The organism is Bilifractor porci, assembly GCF_009696005.1.
Classification (GTDB): domain Bacteria; phylum Bacillota; class Clostridia; order Lachnospirales; family Lachnospiraceae; genus Bilifractor; species Bilifractor porci.
This window is the reverse complement of the sequence record NZ_VUMV01000001.1, coordinates 91,639-110,011: the sequence shown is the minus strand read 5'-3', so window position 1 is coordinate 110,011 and position 18,373 is coordinate 91,639. Positions and strand designations below refer to the sequence as shown.

At 49.1% G+C, this 18,373-nt stretch carries 25 protein-coding genes; 13 read left to right on the top strand and 12 right to left on the bottom strand.

Annotated features, from left to right (window positions below; translation table 11 throughout):
- Window positions 1-15 precede the first annotated feature (15 nt).
- The 10 genes from FYJ60_RS00500 (at window position 16) to rsfS (ending at window position 6,187) form a co-directional block, all read left to right on the top strand.
- Window positions 16-888 (top strand): DegV family protein, encoded by an 873-nt coding sequence (locus FYJ60_RS00500; RefSeq protein ID WP_154456635.1) that lies wholly within the window; start codon window positions 16-18, stop codon window positions 886-888.
- Window positions 889-1,041: 153 nt separating this feature from the next.
- Entirely contained in the window at window positions 1,042-1,350 is a 309-nt protein-coding gene (gene rplU / locus FYJ60_RS00495; protein WP_154456634.1) for a 50S ribosomal protein L21, read from the top strand.
- On the top strand, window positions 1,350-1,682 hold the full coding sequence (locus FYJ60_RS00490) for a ribosomal-processing cysteine protease Prp (protein WP_154456633.1): 333 nt from the start codon (window positions 1,350-1,352) through the stop codon (window positions 1,680-1,682). Before rplU ends, FYJ60_RS00490 begins: the two co-directional genes overlap by 1 nt.
- A gap of 4 nt (window positions 1,683-1,686) precedes the next feature.
- The gene (gene rpmA / locus FYJ60_RS00485) at window positions 1,687-1,977 is read left to right on the top strand and encodes a 50S ribosomal protein L27 (protein ID WP_154456632.1); all 291 of its coding nucleotides are present in this window, start codon (window positions 1,687-1,689) and stop codon (window positions 1,975-1,977) included.
- A gap of 239 nt (window positions 1,978-2,216) precedes the next feature.
- Entirely contained in the window at window positions 2,217-3,518 is a 1,302-nt protein-coding gene (gene obgE / locus FYJ60_RS00480; RefSeq protein ID WP_154456631.1) for a GTPase ObgE, read from the top strand.
- Window positions 3,519-3,534: 16 nt separating this feature from the next.
- A complete protein-coding gene (locus tag FYJ60_RS00475) occupies window positions 3,535-4,137 on the top strand; it encodes a hypothetical protein (RefSeq protein ID WP_154456630.1) in 603 nt (200 codons plus the stop codon).
- Between the two features lie 5 nt (window positions 4,138-4,142).
- The gene (gene yhbY / locus FYJ60_RS00470) at window positions 4,143-4,457 is read left to right on the top strand and encodes a ribosome assembly RNA-binding protein YhbY (protein ID WP_154457051.1); all 315 of its coding nucleotides are present in this window, start codon (window positions 4,143-4,145) and stop codon (window positions 4,455-4,457) included.
- Window positions 4,458-5,096, top strand: coding sequence for a nicotinate-nucleotide adenylyltransferase (gene nadD, locus FYJ60_RS00465; protein ID WP_154456629.1), 639 nt, complete (start codon window positions 4,458-4,460; stop codon window positions 5,094-5,096).
- Window positions 5,077-5,670 carry a bis(5'-nucleosyl)-tetraphosphatase (symmetrical) YqeK gene (gene yqeK / locus FYJ60_RS00460; RefSeq protein WP_235903271.1) on the top strand — a complete coding sequence of 198 codons (594 nt, stop codon included), beginning with the start codon at window positions 5,077-5,079 and terminating at the stop codon, window positions 5,668-5,670. The genes nadD and yqeK overlap by 20 nt, the downstream gene beginning before the upstream one ends.
- Before the next feature lie 136 nt (window positions 5,671-5,806).
- Window positions 5,807-6,187, top strand: coding sequence for a ribosome silencing factor (gene rsfS, locus FYJ60_RS00455; RefSeq protein ID WP_154456627.1), 381 nt, complete (start codon window positions 5,807-5,809; stop codon window positions 6,185-6,187).
- A 145-nt stretch (window positions 6,188-6,332) separates the two neighbouring features.
- Here the strand turns inward: rsfS and lexA are convergent, their stop codons facing one another.
- The gene (gene lexA / locus FYJ60_RS00450; protein ID WP_154456626.1) at window positions 6,333-7,028 is read right to left on the bottom strand and encodes a transcriptional repressor LexA; all 696 of its coding nucleotides are present in this window, start codon (window positions 7,026-7,028) and stop codon (window positions 6,333-6,335) included.
- A gap of 323 nt (window positions 7,029-7,351) precedes the next feature.
- On the opposite strand from lexA, the gene FYJ60_RS00445 reads away from it, so the two are divergent.
- Window positions 7,352-7,723 carry a LysM peptidoglycan-binding domain-containing protein gene (locus tag FYJ60_RS00445; protein ID WP_205838910.1) on the top strand — a complete coding sequence of 124 codons (372 nt, stop codon included), beginning with the start codon at window positions 7,352-7,354 and terminating at the stop codon, window positions 7,721-7,723.
- A 260-nt stretch (window positions 7,724-7,983) separates the two neighbouring features.
- Entirely contained in the window at window positions 7,984-8,751 is a 768-nt protein-coding gene (locus FYJ60_RS00440) for a thymidylate synthase (RefSeq protein ID WP_205838909.1), read from the top strand.
- Between the two features lie 7 nt (window positions 8,752-8,758).
- On the opposite strand, the gene FYJ60_RS00435 is transcribed toward FYJ60_RS00440, so the two are convergent.
- On the bottom strand, window positions 8,759-9,151 hold the full coding sequence (locus FYJ60_RS00435) for a hypothetical protein (protein WP_154456623.1): 393 nt from the start codon (window positions 9,149-9,151) through the stop codon (window positions 8,759-8,761).
- 304 nt (window positions 9,152-9,455) lie between these two features.
- On the opposite strand from FYJ60_RS00435, the gene FYJ60_RS00430 reads away from it, so the two are divergent.
- Window positions 9,456-10,508, top strand: a complete 1,053-nt coding sequence (locus tag FYJ60_RS00430) for a tyrosine-type recombinase/integrase (protein WP_205838908.1) — start codon at window positions 9,456-9,458, stop codon at window positions 10,506-10,508.
- Window positions 10,509-10,520: 12 nt separating this feature from the next.
- Here the strand turns inward: FYJ60_RS00430 and FYJ60_RS00425 are convergent, their stop codons facing one another.
- The 10 genes from FYJ60_RS00425 to FYJ60_RS00380 form a co-directional block, all read right to left on the bottom strand.
- Window positions 10,521-10,772: a putative signal transducing protein gene (locus FYJ60_RS00425; protein WP_154456621.1), complete on the bottom strand. Its 252-nt coding sequence runs from the start codon at window positions 10,770-10,772 to the stop codon at window positions 10,521-10,523.
- A gap of 20 nt (window positions 10,773-10,792) precedes the next feature.
- On the bottom strand, window positions 10,793-10,996 hold the full coding sequence (locus FYJ60_RS00420; RefSeq protein ID WP_154456620.1) for a hypothetical protein: 204 nt from the start codon (window positions 10,994-10,996) through the stop codon (window positions 10,793-10,795).
- Window positions 10,997-11,336: 340 nt separating this feature from the next.
- Complete coding sequence (locus FYJ60_RS00415; RefSeq protein WP_154456619.1) at window positions 11,337-11,996, bottom strand: cytidylate kinase-like family protein; 660 nt, start codon at window positions 11,994-11,996, stop codon at window positions 11,337-11,339.
- A gap of 91 nt (window positions 11,997-12,087) precedes the next feature.
- Window positions 12,088-13,089 carry a pseudouridine synthase gene (locus FYJ60_RS00410; protein ID WP_154456618.1) on the bottom strand — a complete coding sequence of 334 codons (1,002 nt, stop codon included), beginning with the start codon at window positions 13,087-13,089 and terminating at the stop codon, window positions 12,088-12,090.
- A gap of 4 nt (window positions 13,090-13,093) precedes the next feature.
- Entirely contained in the window at window positions 13,094-13,621 is a 528-nt protein-coding gene (gene lspA, locus FYJ60_RS00405; RefSeq protein ID WP_154456617.1) for a signal peptidase II, read from the bottom strand.
- 174 nt (window positions 13,622-13,795) lie between these two features.
- Complete coding sequence (gene aroB, locus FYJ60_RS00400) at window positions 13,796-14,869, bottom strand: 3-dehydroquinate synthase (RefSeq protein ID WP_408609140.1); 1,074 nt, start codon at window positions 14,867-14,869, stop codon at window positions 13,796-13,798.
- A 131-nt stretch (window positions 14,870-15,000) separates the two neighbouring features.
- Window positions 15,001-15,591 (bottom strand): cell division protein SepF, encoded by a 591-nt coding sequence (locus FYJ60_RS00395; protein ID WP_154456615.1) that lies wholly within the window; start codon window positions 15,589-15,591, stop codon window positions 15,001-15,003.
- Window positions 15,592-15,594: 3 nt separating this feature from the next.
- Entirely contained in the window at window positions 15,595-16,293 is a 699-nt protein-coding gene (locus tag FYJ60_RS00390; RefSeq protein WP_154456614.1) for a YggS family pyridoxal phosphate-dependent enzyme, read from the bottom strand.
- 20 nt (window positions 16,294-16,313) lie between these two features.
- The gene (locus FYJ60_RS00385; protein WP_154456613.1) at window positions 16,314-17,723 is read right to left on the bottom strand and encodes an HlyD family efflux transporter periplasmic adaptor subunit; all 1,410 of its coding nucleotides are present in this window, start codon (window positions 17,721-17,723) and stop codon (window positions 16,314-16,316) included.
- Window positions 17,724-17,895: 172 nt separating this feature from the next.
- A complete protein-coding gene (locus tag FYJ60_RS00380; RefSeq protein WP_154456612.1) occupies window positions 17,896-18,321 on the bottom strand; it encodes a twitching motility protein PilT in 426 nt (141 codons plus the stop codon).
- Window positions 18,322-18,373: the final 52 nt, after the last annotated feature.

Sequence of the window (18,373 nt, the reverse complement as noted above, 5' to 3'; positions counted from 1 at the left end):
ACAGGAGGTAGTTATATGTCCGGAATAGCCATCGTTGCAGACAGCAACAGCGGAATGACGCAGGAGAGGGCGAAAAAGCTCGGCTTCTTCATTCTTCCAATGTCGTTTATGGTCAATGATAAGGTATGCTATGAGGGAATCGACCTGACTCATGAACAGTTTTATCATGCCCTTTCCACGAACGCCCAGGTGTCCACCTCTCAGCCTACTCCCACAGAGGTTACCGACCTGTGGAACCGTGTGCTGAGAGAGTATGACCAGATCGTCTATATTCCCATGTCCAGCGGCCTGTCCGCTTCCTGCGCAACCGCAACGGCACTGGCGGAGGATTACAACGGACGTGTGGAAGTTGTTAATAACCAGAGGATCTCCGTAACCCAGTATCAGTCCATGCTGGATGCCCGCGCGCTTGCCGAAAGGGGCTTAAAAGCACGTGAGATTAAGGAAACGCTGGAAAAGGAAGCACTTAACTCATCCATTTATATTATGGTAGATACCCTGAAGTATCTGAAAAAGGGAGGGAGAATCACCTCGGCCGCAGCGGCTGTCGGAACGGTTCTTCACTTAAAACCCGTTCTTCAGATTCAGGGGGAAAAGCTGGACGCTTTTGCCAAGTGCCGCGGGGTAAAAATGGCAAAAAAGACCATGCTGGATGCCATCCACAAGGATCTGGACACACGGTTCGCCGATTTTACCAGGGAGGGAACCATGGGCATTTCCTATTCCTATTCATACATGAACAATCCGGATATCGTGAAGGAATGGGTCGGCGAAATCCAGACGGAATTTCCAGGATATAAAATTTACGGAGAACCCCTGGCGCTCTCCATCGGCTGTCATATCGGAGAGGGCGCGCTTGCGATCACCTGCCAGCATGTACTGACCTGACAAAGATTCCGTATCAGGGGGCTTCAGACAGAATTCGGGATTGACAACTTCCGGAAAAAATGATTTAATATACCAGTATGCCGCGCAGAGAGGTAGAAGTGTCGGCTTTACCGGCCACCAAATCTGGCGAGTTTTTTAATTAGGAGGTGTCCTATGTACGCAATTATTGCAACTGGCGGAAAACAGTACAAAGTAGCAGAAGGTGATGAGGTACGCGTGGAGAAGCTCGACGCGCAGGCTGGAGATACAGTTACCTTTGACCAGGTACTTGCCGTTCGCGATGATGATTCCCTGAAGGCAGGCAAAGACGCTGCCGGCGCTACTGTGACAGCTACCGTTATGGAGCAGGGAAAAGCAAAGAAAGTCATCGTTTACAAGTACAAGAGAAAAACCGGTTATCACAAGAAAAACGGTCACAGACAGCAGTACACACAGGTTAAGATTGAAAAGATTAACGCCTGATGACTAAGGTTACTTTTTTTCAGACAGAGGAAGGGATTCCGGTAGGGTTCGATATCTATGATCATTCCGGGTACGCGGAGGAGGGCAGCGATATTGTCTGCGCGGCTATCTCGGCATTGACCGCCACCACGGTTAACGCGCTGGAGCGGCTGACAGAGGATCCTGTCCAGGTAGAGCAGGATGAGAAAAACGCCAGAGTTTCCGTCCGGATTTCCAGAGACCATTCGGAAAAGGCGGACGTTCTTCTGCGCTCGCTGGCCCAGGGACTGTCTGATCTGGAAGCTGTGGAGTCCTACAGGGATTTCATTGATCTTGTATTTGAGGAGGTGTAAAGCCATGATGAACATGAATCTTCAGTTCTTCGCTCATAAAAAGGGAGTTGGTTCTACCAAAAACGGCCGTGATTCCGAGTCCAAGAGACTGGGCGCGAAAAGAGCAGACGGACAGTTTGTAAAAGCCGGGAACATCCTGTACAGACAGCGTGGAACTCACATCCATCCGGGACTGAATGTAGGTCTTGGAAAGGATGATACGCTGTACGCTACCGTGGACGGCGTGGTTCGTTTCTCCAGAAAGGGCAGAGACAGAAAAATCTGCTCCGTTATTCCGGCAGAAACAGCTGAATAATTTTTCCGGAGTTTGAAAGGGCTGTCGCTTACTGCAGTTAAGCGGCAGCCTTTTTGTCTCCCTGTCATTCTTGGATTTGTCCGGCTGCCGGGAACTGGCTGCGGAGAGTTTCTCTGCCGGCCAGGAAAAACATTCTGTGGCAGCCGTCGTGCGGATATACAGAAATTCGGGATGTATCGATGTATACACCCTGCGGTACCGGTTCCGTCGGCACCGGAGTTTTATCAGGAGGAAGAAACATGTTTGCAGATCGGGCTAAAATCATACTGCGTTCCGGCAAAGGCGGCGACGGCCATGTCAGCTTCCGGCGGGAAAAATTTGTGGCTGCGGGCGGCCCGGACGGGGGCGACGGCGGAAACGGCGGAGATGTCATTTTTGAGGTCGATCCGGGGCTGAATACGCTTGCGGATTACCGTCACAGAAGAAAGTTCTCCGCCGGAGACGGCAAGGAAGGCGATAAGAGACGCTGTCACGGGAAAGACGGAGAGGACATTGTCCTGAAGGTTCCGGAGGGAACCGTTATCTACGAGGCATCCACCGGACAAGTCATTGCGGATATGTCCGGAGAGAACCGGAGAGCTGTTATTCTGAAAGGAGGACGGGGCGGAAAGGGAAATATGAACTACGCCACCCCGACGATGCAGGTTCCCAAATACGCGCAGCCCGGCCAGCCGGCCAGAGAGCTGGAGGTCCGACTGGAGCTGAAGCTGATTGCGGATGTTGGACTGGTAGGTTTTCCCAGTGTAGGAAAATCGACCTTTCTTTCACGGGTAAGCAATGCGGATCCGAAAATCGCGGATTATCCGTTCACGACGCTGGTTCCCAACCTAGGCGTTGTGGATGTGGAGGGCTGCAGGGGATTTGTAATTGCGGATATCCCCGGTCTGATCGAGGGAGCCTCCGCCGGCGCCGGTCTCGGTTTTGAATTTCTCCGCCATATTGAACGCTGCCGTATGCTGATTCATCTGGTAGATGCGGCTTCTCTGGATGGAAGAGATCCCGTTGCCGATGTTTACGCGATTAACGAGGAACTAAAAACCTATAACGCAGACCTGGAAAATAAACCGCAGATTATCGCTGCCAATAAGACAGATGCCATTTATCTGGAAGAAGGGCAGGAGAACCCTGTAGAACGTCTGAAGCAGGAATTTGAGCCAAAGGGAATCCCCGTATTCCCGGTTTCCTGCGCGACAGGAAAGGGAATCCGCGAGCTTCTGTTTGAGGTGCAGAACCGCCTGGAACAGATTCCGAAGGACACGCAGATTTACCGGCAGGAATTTGATCCCCAGGTCATGATTCCCAATGACAGCCTGCCCTATACTGTAGTAAAATCAGAAGAGGAACCGGACACCTATGTGGTGGAGGGACCCAAAATCGAGAAAATGTTGGGCTACACCAATCTGGATTCGGAAAAGGGCTTTGCGTTTTTCCAGAAATTCCTGAAGGATTCGGGAATTCTGAAGGATCTGGAGGATGCCGGGATTAAGGACGGGGATACCGTCCGCATGTACGGCCTTCATTTTGACTATTATAAAAGCTGAAAGGGCGGACAGAACTATGGCATGGGAGACACTCTGGGCGGAGCTTCCGGAGGTATGGAAAACCGAATTTGAATACAAGGGACATAAAGATACCGATGTTCCCTACCCGGCTGCGGAAAAAAAAGCGCCATTCTCTATATACACAACATCCGCGGAGTACAGCTTTGAGGGCATCCGCTTTACCTCTGAAAAGGAATGGTTCGGGGTTCCCCGGAATGATCATCTGACCGTATTCCGCCAGACCATAGAGCCTTTCGGGAATATTGAGTTTTCCCTGAGAAGCTGGATGGACGAGCCGGATCCGGGGAAAAAATGGAACATAAAAGCTTTCCGCGAACTGGAGAACAACGCCTGCGGATGGCTTCTTTCGGGCGCGGACGGAAGAGAGGCTGTGCTCTGCGAGACAACCCAGATCCTGTCCATTTCCATGAAGGTCAGCGAGAGCAGAGAACAATGCGAACACCGGTATGCGATCACCGCATTTGAGGAATGTCCCATTAAACTGGAAAAATACATTTCCTTCCACACCTCGGAAGAGGGTCCGGATTTCGCGGAGACCGCATTTAAGGAATGCCGGCAGGCATCTATAACCGGATTTGAATTTTTGAAAGGACGTTAAGAATGATGACAAGCAAACAACGCGCGTATCTGAAAAGCCTGGCCATGACAGAAAACGCGATTCTGCAGATCGGTAAAGAGGGTGTCACCCCCGCGCTTACCCAGTCTGTCAGCGAGGCGCTGGAAGCAAGGGAGCTGATAAAGCTCAGTGTTCTCCAGAACTGCCTGGAAACTCCCTCAGATATCGCCAGAATGCTTTCAGAAAGAACGCATTCTCAGATTGTGCAGATTATCGGAAAGAAAATTGTTCTCTACAAGGAAGGAAAGGATGAGAAAAAGAAGATCCAGCTTCCTTCCGCAGGCAAAAAGGACAGGGAATAAATGAAAAAAATCGGCATTCTGGGCGGCACCTTTGACCCGATTCACATCGGGCACCTGATTCTTGGCGAAGCTGCCTACCGGCAGTTTCATCTGGATATGGTGTATATCATGCCAGCCGGAAATCCTCCGCACAAACAGAACAGAAAGGGCAGGGCCACAGACCGGCAGCGCTGCGACATGGTTCGCGCCGCCATTGACGGAAATCCTCACTTCCGGATCTCTCTTCTGGAAATGAACGAGGACGGCTATTCTTATACCTACCGTACGCTCGAAACGCTGAACGCACAGCATCCGGACACCCGGTTTTATTTTATTATCGGGGCGGATTCGCTTTTTGATTTCGACCAGTGGAAGGAACCGCAGCGGATTATGGACGCCTGTGAGCTGGTGGTTGCCACAAGGAACCAGATAGATCCGGCCGTTTTCGATGCCCTTCTGGAGACACGGAAAAAACAGTTCCGGGGCATCATCCACAAGCTGGACACGCCGAACCTGGATATTTCTTCCAGACATCTGCGGAATATGATTGCCAACCATGAATCCGTGCGCTATTATGTCACCGATTCTGTCTATGAATACATTAACAAAAACGGTTTATACAGAGGGGAGACGAACGAATTTGAAAAGCGGCAAGACTAGATGGGACACGCTGGAAGCAAAGCTGCAGAAGGCACTGACGGAGAACCGTTACCGCCACACGCTTGGGGTTACCTACACCGCCTGTGCGCTTGCCATGGTGTACGGAGAAGATCTGGATGCCGCCAGGACAGCCGGACTGCTTCATGACTGCGCAAAGTGTATCCCCAACAGCGAAAAGATCAGCATTTGCAAAAAGAAACAGCTGGATGTCACGGAATTTGAGCTGGATCATCCGGTGCTTCTTCACGCAAAACTGGGGGTTTTTGTCGCGCAGAATGAGTATGGCATTACCGATACCGGCATTCTGGACGCCATACGCTGGCACACAACCGGAAAGCCGGATATGACCCTGCTGGAAAAGATCGTTTTTATTTCGGATTATATCGAGCCAAACAGGACAAAGCAGCCGCATCTGGCGGAGATCCGGAAGACCGCATTTGCAGATATTGACCTCTGCCTGTACATGATTCTGAAAGATACCGTGGAGTATCTGAGTGAGAATCCAAAGTCCATGGACACCATGACGACAAGCGCCTATGAATACTATAAAAATGTGATCGAGAGCCGCGGTTAATCCGATATGTGCAGACAGATAATTCGCTGCAGGCAATAATAAGTACCATTCATACATTGTCGAGAAAATGACCCAAAACGGATGAATGCTGCTGAAGCATACAGGGAATACAGAAGAATTTCAGGAGAAAAAACAGATGGATCGTTCTAAAGAAATGGCCGGGCTTGCCGTCCGGGCGCTGGAGGATAAAAAAGCTATCGATGTAAAAGTGCTTGATATCGCGGAGATATCCACGCTGGCCGACTATTTTATTATAGCCAGCGGCGCAAACCGCAATCAGGTTCAGGCAATGGCAGACAACGCAGAAGAAATCCTGGGAAGAGCCGGTTATCACGCCAGAGGCGTAGAAGGCTACCGGAATGGAAACTGGATTCTTCTGGATTTCGGCGACATTGTCATACACATTTTTGATGAAGAGAACAGAGAATTCTTCTCCATTGACAGGCTTTGGAGAGACGGAAAAGAAGTAGATCCGCATGACCTGACGGATGCTGCTGCCGCGGCGGCAGAAGAGTAAAATGCCCAGATTCTTCTATAGAACAGGGGCGGAAAACGCTGAATTAATCAATCTCCTGTCATCTTTGGGGCAGGAGATTTTTCATACAGTTATTTTCATACAGCTATTCCTATACAGTTATTTTCAGATGCTTATTTTTAAGCTGTTACTTGAAAAAACGCATCACACCGATCACAAGACCCAGAATCCGCAGTTCTCCGCGGACAATAATCGGTTCCATGTAGTCATTCTGCGGCTGGAGCCGGTAATAACCATTCTCTTTGTAAAAATTCTTTACGGTGGCGGAATCATCTACAAGGGCAACGACCATATCTCCGTTGGATGCCGTGTCCGCCTGTTCCACCAGTACATAATCCCCGTCGAGAATCCCGGCATTTACCATACTCTCACCTTTGACGCGCAGCAGAAACGTCTGCTTATTAGGAAGCCTGTTCACAGGAACCGGAAAATAAGAAGTAATCTGTTCCACAGCCAGGAGGGGCTGTCCGGCCGCCACATCCCCGATAACCGGAACCATGGCAATCTCTTCGTTGTAATCTTTTTCCGGGAGAGCAGACTCTTCAGGTTCCGAAACGGCGGAAGAGGAGATTGTATCAAGACGCTCCGTCTGAAAATCCTCATCCAGAATTTCAATCGCCCTGGGTTTGCTTGCGTCCTTTCTGATATAGCCCAGCTTCTCCAGCTTTTCCAGATGCGCATGAACAGAAGAGGTGGACTTCAAATTGACGGCAATGCTGATTTCCCTGACCGAAGGAGGAAAGCCCTTTTCGATAATTTCTTTTTTCAAAAAGTCGAGAATTTCTCTCTGCTTTTTGTTTAGTGTTCCTTTTTTCTCCGCCATTCCCTAACCTCCGGTTCCCGTTTTCAAACATAGGCAAATACCCGCGCATCCGCGCAATACTCGTCCATCTGTTTTACATAATAGCATAGGGAGTGCTTAAAAGCAATCAGTTTCCGAACAAACGTTCCGAACATATGTTCTTTTTTCTCTTGACACATTTCCGGAAAGGCTGTATAGTTTAACCAGAACATATGTTCGGAACATACGTTCTGGTTTTTCCGTTTTCCGCAGTTATTTCATATCTATGTATTTGAAAAATTGGTATACCCGGAAAATAGAAGCACTCAGACAGGAGAATCCGGCGAGGGGAGGAAATGTGTATCATGGAAAAAATTCAGGATAACAATAGACAGAACACTGCAGCTGTTCATTACAGAGCTGCCTACAGAAAAGAAAAAAGAACAAACCGTCGTCTGGTACTGGCACTTATTATAATTACCTGTATTTTAGCCTTCCTGCTGATAAAGATCTCTGCCAGCTCGGCGGAAGCAGAGCGCCTGGGCAGTCAGGCTCAGAAATATTATACCAGTATAGTCGTGGAGCCGGGGGATTCTCTCTGGTCTATAGCAGAAAAGTACCGCACAGAGCAGTATTCCTCTATTTACGATTATATGCAGGAAATTATGGATATTAACCATCTGCACAGCGAAAATCTGACATCGGGAAATACAATCTGCATTCCTTATTACAAGTGATATTCTGACTCTTTTTTGGTAAGCCGTCTGTCTCCCCACAGGCGGCCTTTTTTCTCCTACATTTGTACGGTTGCGCGAACTGACACTCCGGAAGTATAATTACCACCATAAAGTCCTTTTTGGGAGCAAAAGCCGCGCAGCAGCGCGGCGGCACGTAAGTACTATTAGGATGAAAACTTTTCGTGTGAGATTTCATAGTTTCCTTAACACGTTGGAATCGGTTTTATACTGAGAGGCACTTAAAGAAACGGAGAGTAATGATGGATAACCGGATTATGCCGGAATGTGTCGTTTACGGACAGACCCTTCCGGATGCTTATCACAAGGCACTTCTTGCCCTTTCAGACCAGGGCGTGGTTACTGACTGCGCAGACTGGAACACAACACAGAAGGAAGTTTCCATGACTTTTTGTGTATCGGAACCGCTGGCGGAACCGATGATCTCAAAATGCTTCATCGGCGGACCTAAAGAGCTGGAGCAGTACCGTCAGGAAATGCTGTATGGTATTCTGGATTTTGAAGTTGAGCGGGGCAACTGGGCATACACCTATCATCAGCGTTATGCTGACCAGATCCCTTTCATTCTTGAAGAATTAAAACGCAATCCCAGCAGCCGGCGGGCAGTTATGACGATCCGCGAAAAAGAAGCAGATATGGGGAGCGATGATCCCGCATGTCTTCAGCATATACAGTATTTTATCCGTGGCGGTATGCTGTGCTGCAAGGTGCTGTTCCGGTCAAACGATGCCTGCAAGGCTGCCTATATGAATGCGTTTGCCCTGATTCAGCTGCAGAAGATGCTTGCAGACAAGCTGGGCGTAGGGATGGGTACTTATACACACCGGGCAAATTCCTTCCATTGCTATGAAAAAGATCTGCCTCTTCTGGAAGGATATGTAAATCGAATCCGGAGCGGAGAGGAAGAGGACGTAACCTTCGATTATAAAGAAGGCTGGGATGAAATGATGGAGGACGCAAAGGACGAGATCCGGAAGCAGGTAGAGATCCTGAAAAGCCAAAAAAACTAAACTTTTTTTACGCTTCTACATAAAGGCCCCAGGGGGTTATGTCGGTAATCTGCGAAAGATTAAGCTTCATAACCCTTCTGTTATCGGGCGGATAGCAAAATTCCTGGAAGAAATGGTTCATTCCGTAAAGGGCTTCCTCCTCGTTAAAATTTCCAATAATCTGCTTAATTTCTGTCAGGTTGTCATGAAGCTGTTCCGGAGACATCAGCAGAAAATCTGTGAACAGAAAATCCGCCGCAAAATATTCCATCAGCCTCCAGGGACGCCTTTTTGAGAGCGTATCTCCGCAGAAATATCCCCAGAATTTAATCCATTTGGTTCCGTTTGTATCCAGATAGACAGAAAAATAGTTTTTTTCCGAGCCTTCCTCCGGAGTTTTGAAAAGAATATCGTTTTCCAATGAAAAACCTCCTTGAAAACAGTATACGGTATCGGAATGTCCCTGTCATCATGATTTCTTTTATATTTACCGAAACTTTTTCATAATAATAAAAGGCACATTGACAACGGACGAAAGGAGCGGTATAGTTATTGGAAAAGATATCATGTCGTAAAATAATAATTTTACGACATGATACTGTATTTTCGATACCAGTTTGGTAATTATCTGACTGTCAAGCCTGATTGTCATATCCGGCATAAGCGCCGGTATGGAGGCTGCTTTTCTTTCATCATTATATCAGTTTAATTTTGAGAGGCTTCTTATGAAATATTATCAGGAACAGGATATTCTCAATATGGAAAGAATTCATGATCTGTTGGAGGCTCTTCCCGGATTTATGAGGAACTACGTCAGTTACATGGCAACCGGTTCCACATCACGGCGGACCATTATAAACTATGTGTACGATATCCGCGGCTTTCTGACCTTTCTGGCAGATTCCCGCCATATGGAGGTTTCTTCGATTACAGCGGAATATCTTTCAAAACTGAATAATTTTGATTTTGATGAATACTTTCTCCATATGGATACCTATCAGAGAAAATCCTCAAAAAACAAATCACTGGCAACAACCAACAGTGAGCCCGGAAAAGCCAGGAAATTGTCGGCGCTTAAATCTCTCTACCAGTTTCTTTTTCAGTACCAGTTAATTAGCCTGAATCCGATTGCCGGTTATAAACTGAAATTGAAAAGGAAAAAACCGGTGATTACCGCAATGAATGTAGAAGAGGTTCACTCTGTCATGAACAGTGTGGAGACAGGAGAAACCCTGAATGATCGGCAGAAAGCATTCGCCGAGAAGACAAAATACCGCGACACTGCTCTTCTGTCGCTCATGCTGAATACTGGTATCCGGGTATCGGAATGTGTCGGAATTGATATGGAGGATATTAACTGGAAAGAAAAAAAACTGAATGTTCACCGCAAGGGAGGCGGTGATGATCCGGAAGTTTATCTGAATGATCTGGCCGTTCAGTCACTGCAGGATTACATCAATATAGAACGGAAATGCGACGATCCGGACGAGCATGCGCTTTTTCTCTCCAATACCGGACACCGTATCACCGTGCGTTCTGTGGAGAGAATTGTCAAAAAATATTCACAGGGGGCTGTTCCGGGAAAACATATTACGCCGCATAAACTGCGCAGCACCTTCGGGACAAATCTTTACCAGGCAACCGGGGACATTCATCTTACCAGCAAGGCACTGAACCATTCCAGTATCGAAGTAACGGCATCTCACTATGCCGATGTAGACCGGAGGCAGCGCCAGGAAGCAGTAGAAATCATAGAAGAAAGATACGAAGGATCCTGAGCAAGACGATTGCTACGCCCCTGGAACAGTGCCATCGATGATCGATTTTGCAAGATCGTAGTCGTTTTTTCTCACATAAACATAGTACATGATTTTCTGGTTCATGTTTTCGCCAAGGCTGCCTAATAGTCCGGAACCTCTATTCGACCTCCCAAAGTCGCTACTCCTGATTTCGTATCTGATGTTGGCACTATCCAGCATTCTGATTATTTTTTGCAGCTCTATGGTATCAAAGGTTAGAAAAAGTTCTCTTTTGAAAAACATATTTTTATCTCCTTATCATGTTATTCTGCCTTTTCTTTCTGAACCATATGATGAATAACTCCTGAAATGATGCAGGATCCGGAAGTGTACAGGATAACCATCTTTCCTATTGCCCCTTGCAAAGAGGTCCCTTCAAATTGAGATATAAGGATTAAAAGAATAATTCCAAGGAAAGCCCAGATGCAAAATACAATCCTGCTTTTTTTCAAAAAAAATTTTTTCATGAAGAATCACCTCCCTCAGGAATTGATTATAAAACAAATTACAAGGATGATTTTCTCTACCCCAATACTAGCATAAAACATCGTTCCATGCATTATGCCGAATCAGGAATCCTGTTCTTAGAAAAGTTTTTTCTCACATAAAAAACAGAGCAGAGGCTCCTGCCCCTGCCCAATTATTAATGTTCAAATCATTTTATTTTCGTAATCATAATTCATATTTTTTTCTCATGCCAACAATCATATCGTCAGCATCCCGAATTCTCCCCTCATCTGCTGCTCTGTTGGACTTTGCCAGTTATTCATAAAATTGCTCTTCGTTAAGAGGTACATATAATCAGATTCAGCTGATGTCCGGATCAATCAGCGTGATCGGGTGCTTGATTCCCTCCTCCTTCAGCTTTATGGCTTCTTTGATAACCGCGATGCACCCGTCAAACCCCAGAATTCCGCTGTCCAGGCAGAGATTGTAGCTGTTTGCGGCACCCCAGTCCCGGCTTGTGTAGTAATTGTAGTAGCTGGAACGGCTCTTGTCATTTTTCCGTATCCGGTCACGCGCCTTGTTGTCACTCAGATCATACAGGCTGGAAATACGCTTTACCCGAAGCTCCGTATCCGCATGGATAAAGACGCTGAGCAGGTTCGGATCCTCCGCAAGAGCATAATCCGCGCATCTTCCGATGATGACGCAGGGACCTTCCTTCGCTATTTTTTTGATAGTGTTGTACTGCGCCAGGAACACTTTCTGGCTGAGCGGCATCTCACTTAAGGTATTGGAGGAATAGCCGAAGCTGTAGGTATCCATGACCAGGGAATACAGAAAACTGCTGGTCGGCTTTTCGTCCTGATTTTCAAAGATTTCCTTGCAGAGCCCGCTCTCTTTGGCGGCCCTTTCCAGAAGTTCTTTGTCGTAGTAGGGAATACCCAGATCAGACGCAAGCCTCTTTCCGATCTGATGTCCGCCGCTGCCAAATTCACGTCCAATCGTAATAATGGTTTTCATAGGGAACCTCCTTACCTAAAGGAAATACGATGTTCTTCTGATAAACGCATTATAACACACTTTTTGTAAGATTTGCACATAAATTATTCTGTCAGGGCAATATTTTCAGAAGTTTTTGAAAATATTCCGGCAGCTCCGCGGTGCATTCCAGATATTTTCCGGTTCCCGGATGGATAAATCCCAGCGTCATGGCATGAAGCGTCTGTCCCTCCAGTCCCTTTACCGGGCATCTGGCGGGACCGTAAACCGGATCTCCCAGTACCGGGTGGCCGATGTGCGCCATATGAACCCGAATCTGGTGCGTGCGCCCGGTCTCCAGTTCACATTCGATATAGGAATACTCCTTCATGGTCCGCAGAACCGTTACATGTGTGACTGCCGGCTTTCCGAAGGCGGCATCCACCACGGTCATTTTTTTGCGGTCATTTTTATCCCTTCCGATATTGCCGCGCACACAGAACCGCAGCTCTTTTCCGTCCTGCCCGGCACTCTCCCACTCGCAGGTAAGGAAAGGACGCTCTTTGGGGCTGACGGCCTGCGGAAGTTTGTCCTCCCGGAAGCATCCGTGTACAATGGCCCGGTATTTCCGATGAATGCTGTGGACAGCCAGCTGTTCCGCCAATGCGCGGTGGGTGCGGTCATTTTTGCATACGACAAGGGCTCCTGTCGTGTCCCGGTCAATCCGGTGGACAATACCCGGCCGGAGTACCCCGTTAATACCGGAGAGAGAGCCGCGGCAGTGATACAGAAGCGCGTTGACAAGTGTATGCTCCATGTGCCCGGGAGCCGGGTGGACAACCATTCCCTTGGGCTTGTTGACTACCAGAAGATCCTCATCCTCATATAAAATATCCAGCGGAATATTCTCCGGCTGAATATCCGGTTCCCTGTCATCCGGAAGGGAAAGGAAAACCTGGTCGTCTTCTTTCACCCGGAAGCTTGCGCGGACGGGCTTCTGCCCCACCAGAACACCTCCGTTCCTGATCAGCTTCTGCACGTACGACCGGGAGAGCTCCTCCAGATGGTCCGTAAGAAATGTATCTATTCTGCTGTTATCGTCTTCTGCCGTTACGTTCAGACTGATGGTCCGCATAGAATCAGGCCGCCTTCTTTTTCTTCAGGAAATCCAGATCATTGTCCCTGTAGTGGAACAGAATCAGGATAATCAGGGAAATCACCGACAGGGTGACGTAGATGTCCGCCACATTGAACACAGGAAAATCTATCACGACAAAGTAGATAAAATCCACCACATATTTGGAGACCACCCGGTCAATCAGATTCCCGCAGGCTCCGGCAGCCAGTACCAGCAGCGTGAGAATCAGCGGACGCATTCTTCTGGTTTTGGGAACCTTTCTCATAAAGAGAATAATCAGGATCAGAAAGACCGTTGTCAGCACATAGAAAAACCCCTGTCTGTTCTGGAGCATGCTGAAGGCCGCTCCCCGGTTCTCCAGATACTGAAGCTGCAGAATGCCCGGTATCAGGACGGCGGGAGGCTGGTTTTTCAGATAAATCACAGCAAGATGTTTGGTAAACTGGTCGATCAGGACCAGGGCAAAGACAAACAGAACCATGCCGGCGTACAGAAGCGGAGCGGAATATTTTTTTTGTTCAGAACTCATTTCCATTTTCACCCTCAAGGTATCATCCGCCGGCTTAAAAACCGGCGGTATCGCAGCCAGACGCAGAAAGAAGCAGGCTGTTATGCAAGACAACAAAGACATTGCAGGCAGACACAGAGGCCGGCTGTTACACAGCACAGTGGCGGCATTACAGTCAGACGCACAGGCCGACTGTTACCGGCAGAGGACAGCGGCGGCATCCAGCAGTTCGCTGTCCGATACATTTTTATCGATATAGGCATCTCCGATCTGATGAAGCAGAATAAACTTTATTTTTCCGCCCTCCATCTTTTTATCCGATTTGGAGGCTTCCACGATCTCTTCCGGGGTAAGGCCGCTTACCGAATCCGGAAGCCCGTAGAAAAGGCAGACCTCGCAGATCTTCCGAAACGCCTCCTCAGGTATCCCTCCGCGCCGGAGCGACAGCCAGGAAGCCCCAATCATGCCGATCCCGACGCACTGTCCGTGCAGCAGGGAAAAACCGCTGCATTTTTCCACAGCGTGGCCGAGCGTGTGACCGTAATTCAGGATTCCACGGATTCCCCTTTCGGTGGGATCCTCTTCCACAACCGCTGCCTTGACCTCGCAGCAGGCGCGTATCACATGGATCATAGCAGCGGGCTCTCTGGCCTTCACCGCGGCGCGGTTCTCATCCAGATAGCGGAAAAGCTCCGCATCCCGGATCAGAGCCGTCTTGATGACCTCCCCCATGCCGGAAACAAACTGGTTCTCCGGGAGGGTGCGCAAAACCGACATGTTCATATAGACCAGCCGCGGCTGATGAAAAGCCCCCACCATGTTTTTATACTTCTGGAAATCCACGCCCGTCTTGCCGCCGACGCTGCTGTCAACCTGCGCCAGAAGCGTGGTCGGCACCTGGATGAAGTCGATCCCCCGTAAATAGGTGGCCGCCGCAAACCCGGCCAGATCTCCGGTCACGCCTCCGCCGAGGGCGACAAGCAGATCTTTCCGGTCAAAATGCTTTGCCACCAGAACCTGATAGATGTCAGAAACAGTGGCCAGATTTTTGCTCTCTTCTCCGGCCGGAAAGACGAAGGACTCCAGGGTCGGAACCCATCCGTCCAGCGCGTCCAGAACCTCTTCCAGATACAGATCTGCCACCGTACTGTCCGCCACAACACAGACCCTGGAAGGATGCAGATCCGGTATTTCCCGCAGGGCTTTCTGCAGTCCGGCAAAGCTGTGTTCCCAGAGAATCGGATAAGAAAAACCGTCCCCCTTATTCATTCTTTTTACTGTTATAGAAGCTGTTTCCGACCGATCTGTCATTTTTATCACCTCATAAAAGAAGAGCACCAGAGAGATTTTCGGCTGTCTGATGCTCTGTTTTTCTGTTTTTATTTCCTATTATTTCATTCTCAGAAGGAGGTACGCATGGACGGAATGGCCCCGTTCAGCAGATCCTGAATGTCCCCGGTAATCTCCACATCCGCAGGCGTCAGGATGAAGATAAAGCTGGATACCTTCTGCAGGCCGCCGTTTATGGCATAGCAGGAACCGGAGGAGAAATCAATGATTCTCTGCGCCAGTTCCACATCCAGTCCCTCCAGATTCAGCACAACCGTGCAGTTGGAAAGCAGGGTGTCCGCGATTTCGCGGTAATCCTCCACCTTGGTGGGCTTGATCACACAGACCTCCATCTGGGCGGCAGGCGCGGCGGATTTTTTGCTCCGCATGGGAGTAACCTTCTGAGAGGATGTTTTCGGTTTTACATAAGTGTAGTTGGTTGTCTTCGGCTCCGGTCTGGTTTTCAGAACAGGAGCTTCCTCGTCCCTGTCAGCCGGTTCTTCTTCGGGCTCCTTTTCCTTCTGGGAAGAAGTGCGCTTAAAGAAATGCTTCTTTTCCGGTTCTTCTTCCTCGAAGTCGTCGTCATCGAAGAATTCATCCTCGTCTTCATCATACTCATCATTCAGACGTACCGCATCCAGAAACTTATCAAATAAACCCATTGTTTAATTCTCCACATTATAATTTCGCGCCCCGAAGATGCCGGTTCCGACACGGACCAGTGTAGCGCCCTCTTCGATGGCGACTTCATAGTCATTGGTCATTCCCATGCTGAGCACATTCATGTTTACATTATCAATATTTTCTCCTGCGATGTCAACACTTAATTGTCTGAGGGTACGGAACACCGGGCGGTTCTCTTCCGGATCCGGGACATAGGGAGCGACTGTCATCAGCCCTTCAACCCGCACATTCGGAAGTTCCGCGATTTTCCTTACCAGAGCCGGGGTGTCCGCAACGGTTAGCCCGAATTTGGAATCCTCTCCGGCCACATTGACCTCCAGAAGAACCGGGATCACACGATTATGCTTTGCGGCCTCCTTCTGAATGGTCTGAGCCAGCTCCCAGGTGTCTACCGAGTGGATCATGGCGACCGTTCCGGCAATATATTTCACCTTGTTGCGCTGCAGGTGGCCGATCAGGTGCCAGCGTATGTCGTCCGGGAGCTGGGGGATTTTGTCCTTCATCTCCTGTACCTTGTTTTCGCCGAAGTCTCGCTGTCCAAGGCCGTAGACCTCCCGCAGCATCTCTACCGGTTTTGTCTTGCTGACCGCGATCAGCGTGACCTCGCTTCTGCTGCGTCCTGCTTTTCTGCACGCCTTCTCAATGTTTGCCTCTACTGCTTCATAATCATCCTTAATCATTCCTGTCACTGTCCTTTCTGTCAGGCTGTCTGTCCGATGATTACCGTATTTTCCTTTATATTCTCCGCGTCCTTGATGATGTAATCGTACTGGGAAATCCCGTAATCGGTTCCTGCCGCTACCAGGCAGTATTCGTCATTCTGGTCTATGATCTGCACCTTGCGGAAATCCGCGTACCCCTTGTTGACACAGTATACGCCTTCCAGGGAAGCAGTCTCCCCGATGGTATAAGTGGCGTTAGTGTCCGGCTGGATAATGACATCTCCCTTGTTGAAATCCGCCTTGTCCACGTAGTAGCACGAGACTGTGCCGCCCGACGACGAAGAGACGGAATCGGAAGAAACACTCTCCCCTCCGGATGCGGAGGCCGAAGAGGAATCCGTGTCAATGGCTGCGTCGGCCAGCTCGTACAGCTCTGTCTCGACAAAGGTGGTGGATTTGTTTCCCTTTTCGTCCGTGGTTTCCACCAGGAATCCCTGCTCTCCGTTTTCCCCTCCGGAGGTCAGGAAGGCGGCCGGAATCAGGTAGAAGTCCTTATGGACAATGGATGTCAGCGGAAGCTTCAGCCCGCTCTGGGTGTTTGTGACCAGCTCGATATCCAGGTAACGGTCATTGGCGTAGCGGATCATTCCGCGGTAAAGAAGAACCTGGCAGTATTTCTGCCCGTCCGTCTCAAACAGATTGACGTCTCCGTTCTCCGTGTTCTCATCCTTCGCGAACCGCACCTTCACGGTGTCTAGCTGCGCCAGGGTGTCATACTGGCTGTCCGTCACCGGGAAAACCAGGGACCAGTTTTCATCGGTTACCAGACGGTAGACCCCGTCCCCCGCTTTTACCGTGTCCTCCGTGCGCAGGGATGTTTTTTTATAGGATTTGGAATCAAAACTGTCCGCGGTAATCTGGTCTACCGTCAGCCCCTCCATGCCGTCGGAGGTATAGCACACAATTCCGTCCCCGTCGGCGTATACGGGGCTTCCGCTCTTTGTGGAGGCCTGAGAATCATCCTGGGAAGCAGCCGAGTTCAGCGAATACTTAAAGTCGTAGACCGAGTGGAAATCACTTCCCGTGTAGGATCTGGAATATTTGGAGGCAAGCTCCCGCAGGGCGTCGGTATTTTGTTCGGTCACTGTTCCGGACGTTGTGCTTTCCTGTGTGTCCGTGATGCTGCAGACGGCGGCGCCTTTTTTGGCCTTCGTCAGCTCCGCGTCATAATACCTGACATATCCGTCGGCCGTGGAATTTACCACATGCTCGGTCCGGAGTGCCAGCGCGGTATAGGTCTGATTTCTGGAAAGCGTCCCGGATGTCACCAGGTACGGTGTGATCCGGTCGGATGCCAGATACAGAAAAAGGGTGATGACCAGGTACACGGCGAGCGCGCCGAAAATAACCGTCCCGATATTCAGATTAAAGCCACGGCGTTCCTTCAAAACTGCTTAACTCTCCATCTTCCGTAAAAAACGTATCAGGGCAAGGGATGTGTACCTGACACTTCCTAGCATTTTATCATTTTGCCGGTTTCTGTGCAAGGCAGGAAAAAGGAGGCCGCTGCCTTTTGTGGTAAAAAGCAGCAGCCCCCTGCCAAAGCTTTATCAGGACCTGTTACAGCGCGATCAGGACTTTTTCCTGTGCCAGAGGACTGAGTTCCTCTTTGTCCATGGACACGCTCAGGATGAAATTCACGTTAAACTGCTGGCTGATGGTCTCCAGCTGTGTCAGGCAGTCATCAATTTTATCGTGGCTGTCCTCCAGTTTTGCTACTTTCAGGAAACTGTCGAGGTACATATCTTCCAGATCATGGTCTTGCGAGAGAATCCCGCAGAGAAATCCGACAAATTCGTCACTGTTTTTCAGTGGGAACATGGATGCGTCAATCAGACGGATTTTATTGTTCAGCTCAAACATATGTTTTGAACTTTTGTCGATATAAACGATATTGCCGTTTGCTTCTTTTATGGCAGCATTGACATGATCAAGCAGAGCCTTTGTTTTGCCCTTTCCTTTTTTTCCCACAATTAACTGAACCATAGCAATTTCCCTCCTGGATGATGATATTTGAAATCCTTCCGTGTCGCGAATG